This is a genomic window from Ruicaihuangia caeni, from assembly GCF_040536845.1.
In the GTDB taxonomy this organism is placed as follows: Bacteria; Actinomycetota; Actinomycetes; order Actinomycetales; family Microbacteriaceae; genus Ruicaihuangia; species Ruicaihuangia caeni.
Map to the genome: position 1 here is coordinate 1,376,863 of NZ_CP159582.1, position 18,304 is coordinate 1,395,166.

17 protein-coding genes are annotated in these 18,304 nt (G+C 66.4%); 8 read left to right on the forward strand and 9 right to left on the reverse strand.

What is annotated here, in order from left to right; genetic code table 11:
* Window positions 1-31 precede the first annotated feature (31 nt).
* Complete coding sequence (locus ABV606_RS06395) at window positions 32-430, forward strand: RidA family protein (RefSeq protein ID WP_353988790.1); 399 nt, start codon at window positions 32-34, stop codon at window positions 428-430.
* A gap of 180 nt (window positions 431-610) precedes the next feature.
* Here ABV606_RS06395 and ABV606_RS06400 read toward each other — a convergent pair whose 3' ends face one another.
* The 3 genes from ABV606_RS06400 to dctP all read right to left on the reverse strand — a co-directional run bounded on the left by ABV606_RS06400 (window position 611) and on the right by dctP (window position 4,227).
* Window positions 611-1,537: an EamA family transporter gene (locus tag ABV606_RS06400; RefSeq protein ID WP_353987110.1), complete on the reverse strand. Its 927-nt coding sequence runs from the start codon at window positions 1,535-1,537 to the stop codon at window positions 611-613.
* A 28-nt stretch (window positions 1,538-1,565) separates the two neighbouring features.
* On the reverse strand, window positions 1,566-3,008 hold the full coding sequence (locus tag ABV606_RS06405) for an aldehyde dehydrogenase family protein (protein WP_281488975.1): 1,443 nt from the start codon (window positions 3,006-3,008) through the stop codon (window positions 1,566-1,568).
* A gap of 199 nt (window positions 3,009-3,207) precedes the next feature.
* Window positions 3,208-4,227, reverse strand: coding sequence for a TRAP transporter substrate-binding protein DctP (gene dctP / locus ABV606_RS06410; RefSeq protein WP_281488976.1), 1,020 nt, complete (start codon window positions 4,225-4,227; stop codon window positions 3,208-3,210).
* A 180-nt stretch (window positions 4,228-4,407) separates the two neighbouring features.
* Between dctP and ABV606_RS06415 the strand changes: the two genes are divergently transcribed.
* From ABV606_RS06415 to ABV606_RS06430, 4 genes are all read left to right on the forward strand, one after another.
* Window positions 4,408-6,111 (forward strand): thiamine pyrophosphate-dependent enzyme, encoded by a 1,704-nt coding sequence (locus tag ABV606_RS06415; protein ID WP_353987111.1) that lies wholly within the window; start codon window positions 4,408-4,410, stop codon window positions 6,109-6,111.
* A 200-nt stretch (window positions 6,112-6,311) separates the two neighbouring features.
* Window positions 6,312-7,076 (forward strand): ATP-binding cassette domain-containing protein, encoded by a 765-nt coding sequence (locus tag ABV606_RS06420; protein WP_281488978.1) that lies wholly within the window; start codon window positions 6,312-6,314, stop codon window positions 7,074-7,076.
* Window positions 7,076-8,098, forward strand: a complete 1,023-nt coding sequence (locus ABV606_RS06425) for an ABC transporter permease (RefSeq protein WP_353987112.1) — start codon at window positions 7,076-7,078, stop codon at window positions 8,096-8,098. The genes ABV606_RS06420 and ABV606_RS06425 overlap by 1 nt, the downstream gene beginning before the upstream one ends.
* Before the next feature lie 61 nt (window positions 8,099-8,159).
* Entirely contained in the window at window positions 8,160-9,185 is a 1,026-nt protein-coding gene (locus ABV606_RS06430) for an ABC transporter substrate-binding protein (RefSeq protein ID WP_353987113.1), read from the forward strand.
* Between the two features lie 71 nt (window positions 9,186-9,256).
* Here ABV606_RS06430 and ABV606_RS06435 read toward each other — a convergent pair whose 3' ends face one another.
* From ABV606_RS06435 to ABV606_RS06450, 4 genes are all read right to left on the reverse strand, one after another.
* Window positions 9,257-9,691 carry a secondary thiamine-phosphate synthase enzyme YjbQ gene (locus ABV606_RS06435; RefSeq protein WP_281488981.1) on the reverse strand — a complete coding sequence of 145 codons (435 nt, stop codon included), beginning with the start codon at window positions 9,689-9,691 and terminating at the stop codon, window positions 9,257-9,259.
* Entirely contained in the window at window positions 9,688-10,584 is an 897-nt protein-coding gene (locus ABV606_RS06440) for an amidohydrolase family protein (RefSeq protein WP_353987114.1), read from the reverse strand. The genes ABV606_RS06435 and ABV606_RS06440 overlap by 4 nt, the downstream gene beginning before the upstream one ends.
* Window positions 10,581-11,576 carry a carbohydrate kinase family protein gene (locus ABV606_RS06445; protein ID WP_353987115.1) on the reverse strand — a complete coding sequence of 332 codons (996 nt, stop codon included), beginning with the start codon at window positions 11,574-11,576 and terminating at the stop codon, window positions 10,581-10,583. The genes ABV606_RS06440 and ABV606_RS06445 overlap by 4 nt, the downstream gene beginning before the upstream one ends.
* 138 nt (window positions 11,577-11,714) lie before the next feature.
* Window positions 11,715-12,407 (reverse strand): GntR family transcriptional regulator, encoded by a 693-nt coding sequence (locus ABV606_RS06450; protein ID WP_353987116.1) that lies wholly within the window; start codon window positions 12,405-12,407, stop codon window positions 11,715-11,717.
* 387 nt (window positions 12,408-12,794) lie between these two features.
* On the opposite strand from ABV606_RS06450, the gene manA reads away from it, so the two are divergent.
* A complete protein-coding gene (gene manA, locus ABV606_RS06455) occupies window positions 12,795-13,994 on the forward strand; it encodes a mannose-6-phosphate isomerase, class I (RefSeq protein WP_353987117.1) in 1,200 nt (399 codons plus the stop codon).
* A 120-nt stretch (window positions 13,995-14,114) separates the two neighbouring features.
* Here the strand turns inward: manA and ABV606_RS06460 are convergent, their stop codons facing one another.
* Window positions 14,115-14,807 carry a GntR family transcriptional regulator gene (locus tag ABV606_RS06460; RefSeq protein ID WP_353987118.1) on the reverse strand — a complete coding sequence of 231 codons (693 nt, stop codon included), beginning with the start codon at window positions 14,805-14,807 and terminating at the stop codon, window positions 14,115-14,117.
* A gap of 274 nt (window positions 14,808-15,081) precedes the next feature.
* Between ABV606_RS06460 and ABV606_RS06465 the strand changes: the two genes are divergently transcribed.
* A complete protein-coding gene (locus ABV606_RS06465; RefSeq protein WP_353987119.1) occupies window positions 15,082-16,095 on the forward strand; it encodes an SIS domain-containing protein in 1,014 nt (337 codons plus the stop codon).
* Between the two features lie 423 nt (window positions 16,096-16,518).
* On the opposite strand, the gene ABV606_RS06470 is transcribed toward ABV606_RS06465, so the two are convergent.
* Window positions 16,519-17,481, reverse strand: a complete 963-nt coding sequence (locus ABV606_RS06470; RefSeq protein WP_353987120.1) for a 2-hydroxyacid dehydrogenase — start codon at window positions 17,479-17,481, stop codon at window positions 16,519-16,521.
* Window positions 17,482-17,741: 260 nt separating this feature from the next.
* Here ABV606_RS06470 and ABV606_RS06475 point away from each other — a divergent pair, with 260 nt between their 5' ends.
* On the forward strand, window positions 17,742-18,296 hold the full coding sequence (locus ABV606_RS06475; RefSeq protein ID WP_353987121.1) for a TRAP transporter small permease: 555 nt from the start codon (window positions 17,742-17,744) through the stop codon (window positions 18,294-18,296).
* Window positions 18,297-18,304 lie beyond the last annotated feature (8 nt).

Below are 18,304 nucleotides of genomic sequence, written 5' to 3' on the forward strand. Positions count from 1 at the left end.
GGGGAGAAGACCGCGTCACGCCGTCAGCGCGATCTCGAAAGGAACCACTCATGGAACGCACTATCGTCGCGCCCGCCAAAGCCCCCGCGCTGAGCCCCAGTACTCTGCCGCCGTCATCGCCGGTGACACGGTCTACTTCGCCGGCCAGGTCGGCATCGACCCGGCAACGCGGGAGCTCGCCTCGGGCATCGAGGCGCAGACTCGGCAGGCCCTCACGAACCTGACGGCCGTGCTCGAGGAGGCCGGCTCCTCGCGCGATCAGGTCGTGAAGACCCTGTGCTTCCTCAACGACCTCGCCGACTTCGACGGCTTCAACAAGGTGTACGCCGAGTTCTTCCCGGACGCGCCGCCGGCGCGATCGACCGTCGGGGTGGCGCTCCCGGATGGCATGCTCGTCGAGATCGAAGGCATCGCGATCAAGGGCGCCTGACATCACGAGCGCTCGATCAGGGGCGCCTGACATCACGAGCGCTCGATCGAGGGCGCTCGAACGCGCTGAGTGACGCACGTCTGCCGTCACCTGGAGAATCTCCCCGGTGCTTCGGAGCATCGGGGAGATTCTTCGTTCAGTCACCCTCGCCCACGCTCGTCAAGGGACGGTCGTCGGAGCTCAGCCGATCGCGAACATCACCGCTGCCGCCAGCGCCAGCACGAGTCCGATCATCTGCACGCGCACGATGCGCTCCCTCAGCAGCACCGCGGCCAAGATGATCGTTCCCGCGGGGTACAGGCCGGTCAGCACCGACATCACCGTGAGGTCGCCCATCCGGATGCCGGCGAGCAGCGCGATGTTACCGGCACCATCGATGACGCCCGTGGCCAGACCGAGAGCGATGGGGCCCCGAAAGAACGCGGCGCCCCTGCCCGGACCTTCAGCAGCGCCCAGCAGTGGAAGACTCCCGGTAGCGACGAGCGCCTGCTGCCGCCGGCTTCTCGTCCACCGCGGCACGAGCACGATCGCAACGATCAGTGCCGTCATTGTGAGCGCGTTGCCGATGCGATTCGCGACCAGCGGGATGAGGCCTGAATCCGCCGGGGCGAAGTCGAGGGCGATCAGGAACGCGCCGAGCGACACGCCGGCCCCGATCGCCATCAGCAGCCCTCGCAGACTGGCACGCGCGGCATCCTTCTCTGGCGTGAATGCGACCAGCGCAATGGCGACGAGCGCGACGAACAGCGCCACATAGCCGACCGGACCAAGTCGTTCTCCGGCAAGCATGCCGCCGAACATGGGCACGGCGGCGCCGATCACCGCTGCGATGGGCGACAGCACGCTCATCGGGCCGATGGCGAGGCATCCGTACAGCAGTGCGAGCCCGACGGCCGCGCAGGCTCCGGAGACGGCGCCCCACAGCACCGCGTCAGTCGAGAACGTGCCCGCGACGAAGAGCGAAGCGACCAGCAGTACGGCGAGGCCGCCGAGCGCTGCGAGCAGCGTGACGACCATCGAGTTGATGCGCTTGGAGGCGATTCCGCCGAGGAAGTCAGCCGCGCCTCCGCAGAACGCGCTCGTCAGGCCGAGGATTACTGTCAGCATGACGAGCGCGTAGCGGAGTGCTCAGGGCTCAGTAGCCGGCCGCGGTGTACGCGGTCGTGACGATCGTGAAGAAGTCGCGGGCGTGCGGACCCTGCTCACGCGGCCCGAAGCTCGAGGCCTTCGTGCCGCCGAAGGGCACGTGGTGCTCAGTGGCCGCGGTGGGCCGGTTGATCGCCACGATGCCCGACTGCGCGCGCCGACGGAAGTCGGCCGCCTTCGCCAGCGAAGTCGTGATGATGCCCGAGGAGAGGCCGTAGTCGGTGTCGTTGGCGACCGCGAGGGCCTCCTCGTAGTCGTCGACCTTGATCACCGAGGTGATGGGTCCGAAGATCTCCTCGCGGTTGATGCGCATGTCGTTCCGCGTGCCGACGAACAGCGCAGGAGTGAGGAAGTACCCCTCGGTCGAGCGGGTGACGCGCTCGCCGCCCACGAGCAGCTCGGCGCCTTCCTCCTGTCCGATCCGCAGGTAGTCGAGGTCCTGCTGCAACTGCGATTCGCTCGCGACCGGCCCGATCTGGATGCCGTCTTCGAGCGCGTGGCCGACCGTCAGCGCCTCGGTGGCGGCACGCATCCGCTCGACGAACTCGTCGTGGATGCCGCTCTCGACGACCAGGCGGCTCGACGCCGTGCAGCGCTGGCCCGTGCTGTAGAAGCTGCCGTTGATCGCCGCACCCACGGCGACGTCGAGGTCGGCGTCGTTGAGCACGATGAGCGGGTTCTTGCCGCCCATCTCGAGCTGGAAGCGCTTGGCGCCGTGCTTCAGCGACTCGGCGGCGATGTGCATACCGGTCTGGGTCGAGCCGGTGAACGTCACGGCGTTGACCAGTGGCGACTCGACGATGCGCGCCCCGATCATGCGCCCGCTTCCCATCGTGAGGTTCAGCACACCGCGAGGAAGGCCTGCCTCGTGCGCGATCGAGACAAGGGCCCAGGCGGATGCCGGCACGAGGTCGGCCGGCTTGAACACGACCGTGTTGCCGTAAGCAAGTGCCGGCGCGATCTTCCATGCGGGGATCGCAATGGGGAAGTTCCATGGGGTGATGATGCCGATGACCCCGACCGGCTTGCGCTCGACGTCGATGGTCATGCCGGGCCAGGTGCTCGCGAAGCGCTCGCCGGTGGCCTGCAGGATCTGCTGCGAGTAGTAGCGGAACGTGTGGCCGGCGCGTGTGGCCTCGGCGATGCCCTCGGGCTTGGTCTTGCCCTCTTCGCGTGAGAGCAGTTCGCCCAGCTCGTCGGCGCGAGCGAGGATGCGCGTGGCGATGCCCTCGAGTATCGCCGACCGCTCGCCGACGGTCATCGCCGCCCACTTCGGCTGTGCCTCGGCCGCGGCGGCGATCGCGCGGTCGACATCGCTCTCGGCGGCGCGCGCGTAGAGGCCGATCGTGTCACCCAGGTCGGACGGGTTCACGTTCGGCTTGAAGTCGTCGCCGATCCATTCGCCGTCGATGTAGTTCTTGTGCTCGTTCATGCTGCATCCCTGGTTCGTGGTCGGCGGTCGCTGGTGGGCGCGCTGGAGTTCGGCTCGGAGGCTGTTTCTGGCCTTCTTCGCGACACCAGCGCGGTGCCCGTCACGGGCACGCGTACCGAGAGTGAATTGCGAAAAGACTACAAAGCGGGCAGTGCCCGGGCGCCGAGGCGCCACGCCGCACTGCCCGCTGAGTAGTATGCTACTTGCCCGCCTCGCGGACTCGGTCGAGCAGGTCGCCGTACGAGTCGTAGAAGCCGGCAGTGGCCTTCTGGTAGGCGGCGAGGTTCGCCTCGTGCACGGTCACCCCTTCTTCGGAGGTGATGCGGTCGAGCGTCTCCTTCTCCGCTTCTGCGAAGCGCTCGGTCGCAACCTCGCCTCCGGCGGTGAACTCGTCGATCAGCAGCTCCTGGAGCTCAGGAGTGAGCTTCTTCCAGGTCGCCTCGCCGATGGCGTAGCCCAGGAAGGTGCGGAAGTGCGCGGTGAGGGTCAGCTGCGGAGCGACCTCGTGCCACTTCTGGGCAACGGTGCCGTTGACCGGGCCTTCCGCGGCCTCCACGACGCCCTGCTCGAGCGCGCTGTAGGCCTCGGTGTTCTCGATGGTCGTGGTCACAGCGCCCAGCGGCTTGAAGGTGCGGTCCCAGGTCTCGATCGGTGGGGTGCGAACCTTCACGCCCTCGAGGTCGGTCGGCTCGGGGTACGCGTTCTTTCCCCACATGTGGCGGGGGCCGTCAAGCCAGTTGAGCGCGAGCACGCGGAGGTTGCCCTCTTCCGCGAGCGTCTCGGTCATCTCCTTGAAGACGTCCGACTGGGCGAACTTCAGGGCCTGGTCGTTGTTCTCGAACAGGAACGGTCCGCCGAGGATCGCCATGTCGGGGTTGCCCAGCGAGGAGGCGGTGCCGGCGTCGATGAAGGTGATGATGTCTTCACCCGAAGCCGCCTGCTGAGCGGTGTCGGACGTGGTGCCGATCTGACCCGCGTGGAAGACCTCGAGCTTCAGCGCTCCATCGCTCTTCTCGTTGACGCTTGCGGCGACCTCGTCGATGGTCTTGCCGTAGATGCTGTCGGCGGGGTTGACGCTCGAGACGCGGATGGTGATCGTCTCGGCAGGGGCGTCGTCGCCATTACCGGCGTCGTTGCTCGCTGTGCTGCAGCCCGAGACCACGAGGCCTGCGGCCGCAAGTCCCACCACGGCGGTGAGAGCGCGGGACTTCAACTTCATTGTTGCCTCCATAGATGGATTGCGAAGGTTCACTCCGGCCGCTCGAACCGCAGCCGTGATGATGGTTTGAGAACGATATCATCGAGTAGCACGCTACGTAAGCGCGCCTTCCGGTCGCAACCAGAACCAACTGTTTCAGTTCGATAACGCCGACCGGTCCCGAGAAACGGAGCACCGCCAATGACGGCAAGGTCCCATGTCGGTTCGGCCATCGTCGAGACCCTGGTCGCACAGAGCGTACGGATGGTCACCTGTGTGCCCGGCGAAAGCTTCCTCCCGGTGCTCGACGCGCTTCGCGACCATCGCGACGATGTGCAGCTCATCGTCGCGCGGCATGAGGCCTCGGCCGGGCAAGCCGCTGTCGCGCACGCCATGCGCACCGGACGGGTCGGGGTCTGCGCGGTGTCGCGCGGCCCGGGAGCGCTGCACGCGGCGATCGCTGTTCACACGGCCCAGCAGGATGCGGTTCCGCTCCTGCTCCTCGTCGGGCAGGTGCCGATGGCAGACCTCGGCCGGGGCGCGTTCCAAGAGATCTCATGCGAGGCGGTCTTCGGTTCCATGTCGAAGTGGGTGACCCGCATCGAGCGGCCCGAACGTGCGGCTGAGACCATCGCGCGGGCCGTGCGCATCGCCGAGGCCGGGCGGCCCGGTCCGGTCGTCGTCGAGCTCCCGGAAGACGTGCTCTACGAGACGGTCGCCTCGGTCGAGGAGAACGCCGATGCAGGTGGACGCGCATCTGTGTCGCTCGATGTTGCCAAGCTCACGGCTCTCGCGCCTCTCGCGGGTGAGTTGTCGAGCACGACGCTCGAACGCATTCGCGAGGCCCTGTCGCGATCGGCACGACCGCTCGTGCTGCTCGGCCGTGGTGGCTGGGGTGTGGAGCAGCACGACGGCATCCGTCGGTTCGCTGAGCGCAACACGCTGCCGGTGGCCGCGAGCTTCCGCTGCCAAGACGCCATCGACAACCGTTCATCGAGCTACGTCGGCCACTTCGGGTTCGGGGCAGACCCGGAACTGGTGCGGATGCTGGCCGAGGCCGATTGCGTCATCGCCATTGGTGGCCACTTCGGCGACGTCGAGACCGACGGCTACACGCGGCGGATCGGCGCCCCGGATGCCGAGATCATTCACCTCGCGGCTTCGGAGGAGGATCTCGACCGCACCGTGCGCCCGACCGCTGCAGAACTCGTCGCTTCCGGTGCCGCTGTTCGAGCGCTCGAGTCGCTCGATCTCGACGGCACCGAGCGGTGGGCCGAGTGGACGAGCGTCGGCCGGGCCGCGTACCTCGCGCACTCGACGCCTCCGGCTTCCGATCGCCTCGGCGCCATGATCGCGGCGGCGAGCGAACTGCTCGGCGACGACGCGGTGATCTGCAACGGTGCAGGCAACTACACCGGGTGGCTGCACCGGTTCTATCGCTATCGCAACGCCGGCACGCAGCTCGCGCCCGCGAACGGGGCGATGGCATTCGGTCTTCCCGCGGGAGTGGCGGCTGCGGCGGCCGGATGCCGCGACGTGGTCGTGTTCGCGGGCGACGGCTGCTTCATGATGTCGGCGCCCGAGCTCGTGACGGCGGCATCCGCTGGGCTGCGCCTCGTCGTCGTGGTGATCAATAACAACCTATTCGGCACCATCCGCATGCATCAGGACCGAGAGTTTCCGCAGCGCGACTACGGCACGGAGCTGGGCAACCCTGACTTCGTGCAGCTCGGTCACGCGCACGGTTTTGTGAGCGAGCGGGTGCGCGAAGTGAGTGAATTCGAGGCGGCTCTGCAGGCAGCGCTCGGTCGGGCCGAGTCGACTCTGATCGAGATCGACGCCGTCGGCTGGCCGCTCACACCTGCCGCCGCGGCCGGGGCGCGTTCAGTCTCCGCCTCCGAGTAACTCGCCCGACTAAGTCGCTGGCATGCCATGCGTGCCAGCGGTTTCGTTGCCCCCGAAGGTGCAGCGCGGGGTCGATCCTGCCTGATGCGCGAGCTCTGCAGCCGACAACACGCAACTCATGCTTGTGCAATCACTGTTGTGTCATCCAAACTCAGTATGGAGTTCAGACAACCGTGGTTCGAGCGCATGGGAGGTCGTCGATGCCGACGCCGTTGTTGGAGGCCAGGGGGCTTGTCAAGCACTTCGGTCACGTAGAAGCTCTCCGAGGCGCCGACTTCGACGTCCACGCCGGCGAGATCGTGGCCCTTGTCGGAGATAACGGCGCGGGGAAGAGCACGCTCGTGAAGGCGCTGTCGGGAGTGCAAAGTCCCGACTCCGGTTCGATCACCCTTGAAGGGCAGCGCATCGACCATTTGAATGCCGAGCGAACGCGCGCCATGGGCATCGAGACCGTGTATCAGGATCTCGCGCTCGCCCCAACCTTGAGCGCCGTGGAGAATCTCTATCTTGGCCGCGAGCGTCGCCGCGCCGGCGTGCTCGGCGCGCTTGGTTTCATCGACAAGGGCGCGATGCGGCGCGGCAGCAAGGAGATCTTCAGCGAACTGGGAGTCGCGATTCAAGATGCGGCATCCCCCATCGCCGGCATGTCTGGCGGACAACGACAAGGCGTGGCGGTCTGCCGTGCGGCCGCGTGGGCGAGCAAGGTCATCTTCCTCGACGAGCCGACCGCCGCGCTCGGAGTCGTGCAAACCCGCAATGTGCTCGATCTCGTGCGAAGGATCCGCGACCGCGGTGTGGGTGTCGTTCTGATCAGCCACAACATGCCCGACGTGCTGGAAGTCGCCGATCGCGTTCAAGTGCTTCGGCTGGGGAGGCGCGTGGCGACATTCGAGCGGGCCGGACTGACCATGGAGCGGATCGTAGCCGCCATGACGGGCGCGTTGAGCGCCAGTGAGGAGCGGTAATGGCAGCGCTGTCACAGACTGCGGAGGACCGACCGGCTCGGTTGACCGACGCGCGCCCGGCTCAGACGATTCGCAATCTGTTCGCGAGACAGACCACCTGGATCGTCGTGATCTTCATCGCGCTCATCGTGACGTTCGGCGTCATCGCCGGTCCGGCCTTCGCGTCCCTCAGCAATGCAAGGAACATCCTCGCGAGCGTGGCGATCCTGCTCGTGCTCTCCCTGGGTCAGATGCTCGTCGTCCTCACGGCCGGTATCGACCTCTCAGGCGGGGGCATCCTCGTATTCTCCGGCGTCGTCGCCACCATGACGATGAACGCCATAGGCGGGCTGCACGGAATCCTCACCGGGCTGGTGGTGGGCATTGCAGCGGGTGCCGGGTGGGGGCTCGTAAACGGCCTGCTCGTCACGCGAGCGAAGATCCCTCCGATCATCGCCACGCTCGGCACCCTCGGGATGACCATGGGGCTCGCGCTCGTGATCACAGATGGCATCGATCTCCGAGCGCCCCTTGAGCTCGTGCAGACGCTCGGGGTAGGTGACATCGCCGGAGCGGTCCCCTGGATTGCGGTCATCGCGCTTCTGCTCGCGCTCGTCGCCGCGGTCGTCTTGAACGAGACCGTGTTCGGACGGCGCACCTACGCCGTCGGTGCCAGCAGCGCCGCCGCTGAGCGGGCCGGCATCCGAGTGAGCAGACACCTCGTGGTCATTTACACCATCGCCGGTGCGCTCGCCGGAATCGCCGGATTCCTCGCGCTGGCCCGATTCGGCACCACAACGTTGGCCGGCCACTCGGAGGACAGCCTCAAGGCCATCACGGCAGTGGTGCTTGGCGGCACCAGCCTGTTCGGAGGCAGCGGAAAGGTGGTCGGCACCGTGATCGGTGCGTTCATCCCCGTGATCCTTCTCAACGGTTTCGTGATCACCGGAGTGCAGGCGTTCTGGCAGCAGTTCGCAATCGGGCTCGTGCTGGTCGTCGCCGTGTTCATCGATCGCATTCGCCATTCGCCTGACCGCATGTGAAGCGGGGCGCCGTCGAAGGAGCCCTGTCACTGCTCACCGCTCAACGAAGAGAGGAACAACCATGCACCACTCACCGATCACAATCCGCAGCCGACGCCTCCGCGGAGCCTCGGCCGCGATCGCGGGAATCGCGGCGCTCGGCGTCGCCCTGGCGGGGTGCTCCAGCACGGCCGGACCTGACCCTGATACTGGAGACCCCGCAGCTGAGGAACGGGGGAGCCTGACGTTCGTCGCAGGCGTCAAGGGCGATCCGTTCTACATCACGATGTCGTGCGGTGCTCAAGCGGCTGCCGAAGAAGCGGGCCTGAGCTTCGACTTCCAAGCGCCGAATTCATTCAGTCCGACCGACCAGATCCCAATCGTCGATGGAGTCGCGGCGGCGGCGCCCAGCGCGCTTCTGATCGCACCGACCGATGGAGCAGCGATGTTCGCTCCGATCCAGCGCGTTGTCGACGCAGGCACGAACGTGGTGCTCGTCGACACAGCACTCGATGACTCGTCCACGGTGCGATCGTCTGTCCGTACTGACGACTATGCCGGGGGAGTGGAGGCGGCCAAGCTGCTGGCTGAACTCATCGGTGGCTCCGGAGAAGTGCTGTTGCTCAACTTCCAGGCCGGAGTCTCGACGACCGAGGCCCGAGGCAAGGGGTTCGTCGACACCGCGGAGCAGCTTGGGCTCACTGTCGTGGGCCAGGAGTACGGCGGCACGGACATCGAGAAGGGCGCGCAGATCGTCGATGCGACCTTGCAGCGGCATCCGAATCTCGCGGGCGTCTTCACGACGACCGACTACGGCGCGCAGGGCACGGTCGCATCGCTCAGGAACGCAGGCGAGCTCGGGTCGGTGAAGGTGGTCGGGTTCGATGCATCACCCGTGATGGTCGAGCAGCTGCGTGCCGGCGACATCCAGGGGATCGTGAGCCAGCAGGCGCGCACGATCGGAGAGCTCGGCGTCGCGCAAGCGCTCGCCGCGATGAACGGCGAAGCGACTGAGAGCGTCATCGAGGTACCCACCGTGACGATCCGCGCGGAGGATCTCGAGTCGGAGTCCGCAAAGGCCGGTCTGCAGGTGGAACGCTGCAACTGAGCTCGGTCGGCTTCCATATGGAAGGGCCGCTCGGATGCTGTCCGAGCGGCCCTTCTTCATTTCGCGTCGAGTCAGACACCGATGACGTGCACGATGAACTCGCGGTACAGCGGTCCATCGAACTCGGCGAAGTAGATCGTCTGCCGGCCGCCCATCACGAGTTCGCCATCCTGCACGGGAAACGCCACCTGCATGCCCGTGAGGTGGCTGCGCTGGTGCGAGCACGAGTTGACAGCCATCTGGCCGTCGCTCGGCAGGAAGCGCTGGTGCCGGTGATCGTCGCGCAGTTCGGGTGCCGTGCGCTGCAGCATCGAGATGATGTCGTCTTCCACGTCGGGCAGGCCTTCATTCACCATGATGCCGCTCGTAGTGTGCATGGTCGTCGCATAGCAGACGCCGTTCTGCACACCAGTGCTTCGGGCCGCTTCTTTGACGCGATCGGTGATGTCGATGACCTGCGTGTCGTGGTCGGTCTGGATGCCGAGCCGGATGACCTCAGATTTCACAGCGAACCCTTCTTGCTCTCGGTGGTGCTCACGTTCTTGGCGGCTTTCTTGCCGAGCAGGCGCTCGGCATTGCCGCCCAAGATTTGCTGCTCCGTGACAGGACGGAACTCGAGCATCTGCATGGCCCTCACGAAGCGCTTGGGGTCCACCCGCGGGTAGTCGGAGGCGAAGACGAGCTTCTCGCGCAGGCTCGCCTCGCAGACGTCGAGCCCGATCTGATCGGCGAGCACGCGACGCAGTGAGGATTCGGGGCGTCCGCCGTAGAGCACTGACGTGTCGAGGTGCACGTTCGGGTACTTGATGGCGAGCGCGAGTGCTTCCTGCACATATGGCCAGCCGACGTGCGGGATGACGAAGTCGAGGTCGGGGAACGCGCTGATCGCCGGCTCGAGCGACATCGGCGTGAATGCGGAGGTGGGCGCAATGGGCGCCCAGTTGTGCCCGACGGCGATCGAAACCGGGATGCCGAGGTCTTGTGCCGCTTCGAACACTGGGAACGCAGTGCCCTCGTCGGCCGGCTCGAACTGCTGCAGGGCAGGGTCGAGGTTGAGCCCGCTGAGGCCGAGGTCGTCCACCGCGGTGCGAAGCTTCTGTGGGGCGTCCGCGTCGCTGGGGTCCACCGAGGCGAAGCCGATGATGCGCTCGCTGAGCTTCATGAGGTCGGCCAGTTGCTCATTGGTGGCGACGCTGCTCTTGTGCGCCGTCGTGCAGTCGAGTGCGACCATCACGGCGCTGTCGAGTCCCGCTTCATCGAGCTGCGCGAGATACGTTGCGAGGGGCTGAGTCGAGCAATAGAAGCCGAATACGTCTACTACCGGTTCTCGCAGCCCCGGCTCGAGGTCGAAGAACTCCTGAACCTGCACGGGGTAAGTCCGGAAGTCGATTCTGGTCATTGGTGTGCTCCGGTATCGGTCGAATGGTTTCTGGCGTGTCCGCTCACCTGGTCGGCGGTCGGATAGCGGTCGCGGGGGCGCGACACGTAGAGGGAGGCGGTCGCGTGGGCGTGGCGCAGTGCTTCCTCGATCGGCATCTCTCGCTCAAGCGCTGCCAGCAGCCCGGCGTCGAAGACGTCGCCGGCTCCCACAGCGTCGATGGCCGTCGTTGCGATTGCCGGATGCCGCAGGGTTCGCCCCTCGTGCCAGCTGATGCTGCCTTCAGCGCCGCACTTGATCACGACCGTGCCGGGGCAGACATCGCTCAGCGCTGCGAGCGCGTGCTCAGCAGTGCGTTGCCCCGTGATGGCCTGAGCTTCATCGAGGTTGGGAAGGAACAGATCGACCTCGCGCAGCATCCGTCGCAGTGCGATCAGCGTCGTCTCCGGCCAGTCGGCGGGATCCCAGCCCGTGTCGAGCATGGTGGACTGCCCGCGGCGACGGCACTGGGCGAGAAAGCGATGTGCCGCATCGAAGCCGAGATTCGACACCATGAAGAGGCCGACGAGGGCGACTGTGCGATGCCGTTCCACGACGTGCATCGCATCGCGGAGCAGCTCGTCGGTGAGGCGGCCCGAGCATCCGATGTTCGAGGCGAAGGCGCGCTCCCCATCGGGCCGCACCAGCGCCACGGTGAGACCGGTCTGCTCGCCCGTCAAGCTGCTCACTCCGGCGCTGCAGGCGCCCGCATCCCGCAACGCTTCAACGATGAGCGTGCCTTCGGGGTCGTCACCCACCACGCCGACCACTGAGACGGGCGTGCCGAGTGCTGCGAGACCAAGCGCAAGGTAGCCGGCTTGCCCGGCCGGGAAGAACTGGTGCTCATGACCGACAACCTCTTGGCCCCATTCGGGGAGCTGCGGGACTCCGCGGATGAGGAGGTCCATATTGAGGTTGCCGACCACGCAGATGCCCTCGCGGGCGGTTATCGCGTCGTCGCGATGGTTGACCATGTGTGGAATCCGTTCCGATGTTTGTTTTCAAAGCCTATTGTATGAACTCAAAACTCGAGACGCCGATTTCATCACTGTTCTGTTGTCATTCGCGAAGAAGAGGCGCCTCTGGCGCGACCGGCTGGGGGCGCCCGGAGATCAGCGCCGACGGAGGACGCTGAAGGCGATCTCGCCCCCGCGGAAGTACTCCTCCGCATAGATGGTGCGGAGGCCGGAGCGCGACAGGCATGTCTCTTCGACCAGCATCCATGGCCCGAGGCCGCCGAGGCTGTATCGGTCCTCGACGTCGCGCGGCAGCTCGGCCGCCGTGATGCGCGCCGCCGACGACACGATGTGGTGGCCGTGCGCTTCGAGCGCCCTGCTGAGCGAGCCGCTCCAGTCCCGGTGGTTCAGCGGACCCGGCAGTGCGCTGCGAAGAACCACGTTGAGGCTCATGGCCATGGGCTCATCGTTGCCGTACCGGATCCGGGTGAGCCGGATCACCGGCGTGCCCTCATCGACCGCGAGCGCGGCAGCTTCCTTTGCCGAAGCCGCGGATTCCTGCACGTCGAGCACAGCGCTGGTGACCGAATAGCCTCGTGATTCGAGCATCTCTGTCACGCTCTCGTACCGCGTGACTGGGCGCTCGACGTGGAGAGAGCCGATGGCCGAGACGAACCAGCCGTGACCGTGCACCACGCCGATGGTGCCATCTTGTTCCAGGCTCTTCAGCGCGTCTCGCACGGTCGAACGCGAAGCGCCCGTTCGCTTGGTCAATTGGGCCTCAGTGTCGAGTCGATCGCCGGCTTGCAGACCTTGTTCTTTGATCATCGCGAGGATCGCTTCACGCACGGCGCTCACAGTTGAGCGCTTGCGCCGTGGTGCTTGATCGGAAGCGCCTGCTCTTATCGAGTCGGTCGTTGGATCCTGCATCGTCATTCCGGCTTCGTCCCTTTCGGTTTACGGCACGTCACGGCTGTTCTTGAGACGTTGTGCGGTCGGATGCCGGCGAGAGTCGGCTGCCCGCTGACAACCGTGGCAGGTGGCTGGCTCCGATTCAACACAGTGATGGGTTCTAACGGTATTGAAGTCACACAAAAGCCGCTGTGGTGTGATCTCCGCACAGGAGGGCGCCGCCCAGGCAGTTGTGCTTGGCCCTCCTCCTTGCCGGTTCCTCCCAAGACGCAAGGTAGCCTCGAATGGGCCGCGATCGGCCCGAACAGAGAAGAACTGAGGCAGATGCACATACTGACCGGGGTCCCGCGCCGGTATGCGTGGGGATCGACGAGCCAGATCCAAGCGGTGCTCGGCACGCCGAACGATGCTGATCCGCTCGCGGAACTTTGGTTCGGGGCGCACCCCACGGCGCCTTCACCGACCCGCGATCGCGACGGCGCCGTGTCGAGCCTTGATGCTCTGCTCGAAGCCGAACCTGCCCTGCTCGGAGCAGACGTCGCTGAGCGATTCGGCGAACTGCCGTTCCTGATGAAGTTTCTGGCGCCTGCTCAGCCTGTGTCGCTGCAAGTGCACCCGACGCCCGAGAACGCCCGTGTCGGGTTCGAGCGCGAGGAGGCGCTCGGCATCCCGGTCGACGCCTTCAACCGCAGTTTCAAAGACGTGCACCACAAGCCCGAGATGGTCTTCGCCGTCACCGACTTCGAAGGGCTGGTCGGCTTCCGCGACCGGGCGCAACTCGAACGCGTGCTCGGTGACTACCGCCACCCGGCGATCCGCGACGCGCAGCGTCTGCTCGAGGCAGATCGCTCGCCCGATGGATTGCGGTCGTGCCTGCGCGCGCTCGTCTCGCTGAAGCCGGAGCAGGTCGACCAGATCGTCGACGAGGCTCGCGAGCTGGCTGAGGGCGAGCGGGCAGCGAAAGCGGGAAGGCTCGCGCCGCACTCGACCGTGGTCGAGCTCGCCTCGTACTATCCAGCCGATGCCGGGGCGGTTGCATCGCTGATGCTCAACCGCATCGCGTTCGCGCCGGGGGAGTGCGTGTACGTGTCGTCTGGCACACCCCATGCCTATCTCGACGGCCTTGCCGTCGAACTGATGGCCAACTCCGACAATGTGTTCCGGGCGGGCCTCACGTCGAAGTACGTCGACGTCGAAGGCTTGCTCGAGAACGTCGACGTCGCCTCGGGGCCGATCTCGTTGCTGTCAGCCGAGGAGGCTGCGTCGGGCGTTCGAGTGCTTCGACCTGGCGCGGAGGAGTTCGAGCTCACCGCCGTCGAGCTCGACGGATCCGTTGTGGAACTCGCGGGATCCGGTCCCCGCATCGCGGTCGGCGTGCGCGGTTCGATCACGCTGCACACGGATGCCGACAACGCCCCCCTCGAGCTCCTGCCGGGCGGCGCGGTGTTCGTGTCGGACGCGGAGCGGATGCTCACGGCATCCGGCCGCGGTCACTTCGTGATCGGCTCAGTGCCAATTCGCTGAGCGTCGCGCTTTCGGAGTGGCCGCCTGCGAGCGTTGACCGCCCGTGCGCCTGTGCGCCCGTTCACCGTGTGCTCGTCGACGAGTGACGCCTTCGAGCACCATCGACTGCGAGCCCGCGCGTCAGCTGCGGCGCAGCACGCTGAACGAGATCTCGCTGCCGAGGTGGTAGTCGAGCGCGTACAGCACGCGCCGGCCGGTGGCCGTCAGGCCGACCTCGAACACTCGCAACCAGGGTCCGAGTCCGCCGAGGGAGTACCGCGATTGCCACTCCTCCGGCAACTCGACCGCCGAGATGGTTGCGAGGGCCGAGGTGACCCGATTGCCGTGAGCGGCGAGGGCCGCGGTCAGTGAACCGCTCCAGTCGCGGTGATCGATGGGCCCCGGGAGCGTTTCGCGAGGCATGGTGTTCGCGCTGACCACGAGCGGTTTGTCGTCGCCGTACCGGATGCGCAGCAGCCGGATGACCGGCGCGTCGGACTCGAGTTCGAGCGCCTCGGCCTCCTCGGGAGTGGCCGTGCCCTCCTCGATACTCAGCACGGCGCTGGTGACGGCGTAGCCGCGCCCGGTCAGTACCTCTGTGATGCTCTCGTACTTGGTCATGGGGCGTTCGACGCGCAGCGAACCCGACGCCGAGATGAAGCGGCCCTGGCCCTGAACCGCGTTCACCACCCCTTGCTGCTCGAGCAGCCTGAGGGCCTCGCGCACCGTGGATCGAGAGACGCCGAACAGCTCTGACAGCTCCGACTCGGTGTTGAGGCGATCGCCGGGCTTCAGCCCGAGCTGCGCGATGAGCGCGCTGATCTGCTGATGCACGCGCTCCACGGCACTGCCGCGTCCGCCAGTCGTCCCCGACGACTTGTCGGCCGTCGCGACATTGGTCGTGTCGTTGTCAGACAGGATGCCGCTCCTTGCGCTCTTGTCGTTCGCTGTCGGCCGCGATACCGCGGATGTCCGATCTGGCCGACCATACCAGGCCCCGTTGCAACCCGGGCATCCGACCATCGGTTCGCGCCATGGATATCGTTATCAGCCCGACAAGTGCTAGCTTTGTCCGACAACCTGTCCAATCAACAGACAAAGGATCAGCATGCTGAACTTCGACGAGAAGCGCTACGTCGACATCCAGACCGGCGCCGTGCAGCTCGCCGGCCCGATCCGCGAGGCCCTCAAGGCTGAGCTCGCCAACGGAGCCGAGAACATCTTCTTCATGGGTGCCGGGGGCGTGAACTTCCTCATGCAGCCCGCCGCTCGGATGCTCCAGACGAAGTCGACGTTCCCGACGTTCATCGAGATGTCGGCGGAGATCGTCAACACGGGGCACGCCAACCTCGGACCGAATTCGATCGCCGTCTTCCCCTCGGTCTCGGGCACCACCAAGGAGGCTGTGGCCGCCATCGAGTTCGCCAAGTCGAAGGGCGCCCGGGTGCTCTCGCTCACGGCGAAGGCCGACACTCCCATCGGCGAGATGGCCGACATCAACTTCGCCAACTTCGTCGCCGACGACACCTCGAGCGAGAACTTCTACCTGCAGTCGCTGCTCATCGCGCTGGCGATCATGGATCTGCGCGGCGAGATCGACGACTACGACTCGGTGGTCGCGGAGCTGCAGACCCTGCCTGAGCTGCTCGTCGGTGTGAAGAGCGCGTTCGAACCCCGCGCGAAGTCGTTCGCCGAGGAGATCAAGGACGAGCAGAACCACATCATCACCGGCGCCGGTGGCGTCTGGTACGAGGCGTGGTACTACGGCATGTGCATTCTCGAGGAGATGCAGTGGATCTGGACGCGCCCCGTGCACGCCTCCGACTTCTTCCACGGCACGCTCGAGCTCATCGAGAAGGACACGAGCGTCGTCCTGCTCAAGGGCGAGGACGAAGGCCGCTCGCTGAGCGACCGCGTCGAGCGCTTCGCGCCGACCGTCACCTCGAAACTGCGCGTCTTCGACAGCAAGGACTTCGAGCTGCCCGGCATCTCGGACCGTGTGCGCGCGCTCATCTCGCCGGTCGTGCTGGCCGCCGCGTTCGAGCGCCTCAGCGCTCACCTCGAAGTGGTTCGCGACCACCCGCTGACCACTCGCCGCTACTACAAGAAGGGCGACTTCTAAGCCCGTTCACGCCTAGCGGCGTAGCCGTCTCGAGCCCGGAAGCATCCCTTCCGGGCTCGAGTGCGTTACGTCGCAAACAGCGAAGGCCATTGCTGGCCTTCGCGCGACGTAACGCGGGCGCCGTCCTGGCGCCCGGCGAAGCCCAACGGTTGCGGCCATTTCTGGCCTTCTCCACAGCATCCGCGCCACCTGCAGGCGTCTGCGCCACGAGGAACTGGCGCGAATGCCTGTAAGTGGCGCGGATGGGGGGCGATGCCAGCGCTGGGCGCCCGTCTCGGCGCACCGCGTTCGGGCCGAAGCTCTCCGCTTCGCACCCCGTCGGTCCACGACATCCGCGCCACCTTCAGGCGTCTGCGCCACGAGGAACTGGCGCGAACACCTGTAAGTGGCGCGGATGTCGGCGATGCGGGGGCGCCGCGGCCCTCAGTCCTTCGCGGAGAAGAAGTCGACCAGGTTCTGCAGCGCGATGATGAACAGCCGCTCGGAGGCATCCGTCGTGTTGAACGCGACGTGCGGAGTGACGATCGCGCGCTCGTGATCGCGCAGGCGGCTGTCGCCCGCGAGCGGCTCGCTGCCGAACACGTCGAGCGCCGCCGCGCGGATCGCTCCGTCGTCGAGCACGCGAAGCAGCGCCTCTTCGTCGACGACCGCACCACGCGCCGTGTTCACGAGCACCGCGTCCGGCTTCATCGAGCGCAGCAATTGCTCGCCGACAAGTCCGCGCGTGTGCTCGTTCAGGGGCACGTGCAGCGACACTGCGTCGCTCGTGGCGAAGAGCTCGCTCATGGGCAGCAATGGGATGCCGTCGATCTCCGTCGCGCCGCTCTCCGCCGAACGGTTCCAGGCAACGACATCCATGCCGAGTCCGCGGCCGATCTCGACCATGCGCCGGCCGATGCCGCCGAGGCCGACCACCCCGAGGCGACGCCCACGGATCTGCCACGAGCTCGCCGACGGCCACTCACCCGCTCGCACCGCCCGGTCGAGTTGCGGCACGCTGCGCACCGCCGCCATCATCAGCGCCGCGGCGTGCTCCGCCACCGCGTCGTCGCCGTAGCCCGACACAGTGAGCACCTCCATCCCGCGGTCTGCGGCGAGGCCGAGGTTGACGTGATCGCTCGCGCCCGTGCCGAGGTACGAGATGACCTTCAGCCGGTCGGTGCTCGCGAGCGCCGCGTCGGGAACATGCCAGCCGAGCAGCATGCCGTCGGCGCCGGCCGTGCGCTCGATCCACTCGTCATCGCTGTCCGGCACACCCATGTGGATGCGCAGCTCGAGGCCCGAGAGGTCGATCTTGCCCTCGATCCGCTCCAGGATCGCGATCGACTCGTCGTCGGCGTCGGGAACCGTGATGATCGGCGTTGACGGGGATGAGGCGGTCGCCATTGATGCTCCTGGATTTCGAGTGGTGAGCGGGCATGAACGCCCGAGATGAGGTGCGGATGCCGAAGCTCCGGCATCCGCTCAGAGTACTTGCGCCCCGGAGGCGAACTCTCAGTGGTAACGTTATCAACCGCGCAGCGAGCCGATCCGCGGAACGCTCCCGGCGCGTGCCCGAAAGCAAGGGAGCTTCTCAAGTGACACCAGCGACCAACGCAACGACAAAGCGTGTGTGGACGCGCGTCCTGAGCGCGGTGGATGAAGGCTTGCCCGCGCTGCTGATGGCGGTCATCGTGGTCGCCCTGACTGCCGATGTCGTGGGCCGCTACGTCTTCAGTCACCCTCTGCAGAGCGCCTCCGAGGTCTCGCTCATCGCGTTCATCTGGCTCATCTACCTCGCGGTCACCGCGGTGTCGCGCAAGGGTCAGCACATCGCGATCGACGTGCTCACCCAACTCTTCTCGCAGCGGTGGCAGGCGATCGTCGAGGTCTTCGTGCAGGTCATTGCGATGCTTGTGATGGTCTACCTCATCGTCAACGGCCTCGACTACTTCCTGAACGGCAACTTCGTGCCCTTGACCGGCACCGGGCTCTCGAAGAAGTATCTGGAGCTCGCGATCCCGGTTTCAGCGGCGTTCATGATCGTGTACGCGGCCCGCGACCTCGTGCGCGCCGTGATCGGCGCCATCACCGGCCGGTTCGAGCGGCCCCAGGTCGTCGATGAGGAGATCGAGCGGATCGACGACTCGTATCGGCCCGACGTGCTCCGAACCGGCAACTTCAATGCCTCAGGCCTCGACAACACCGACCACCTCAAGTAAGCGGACGC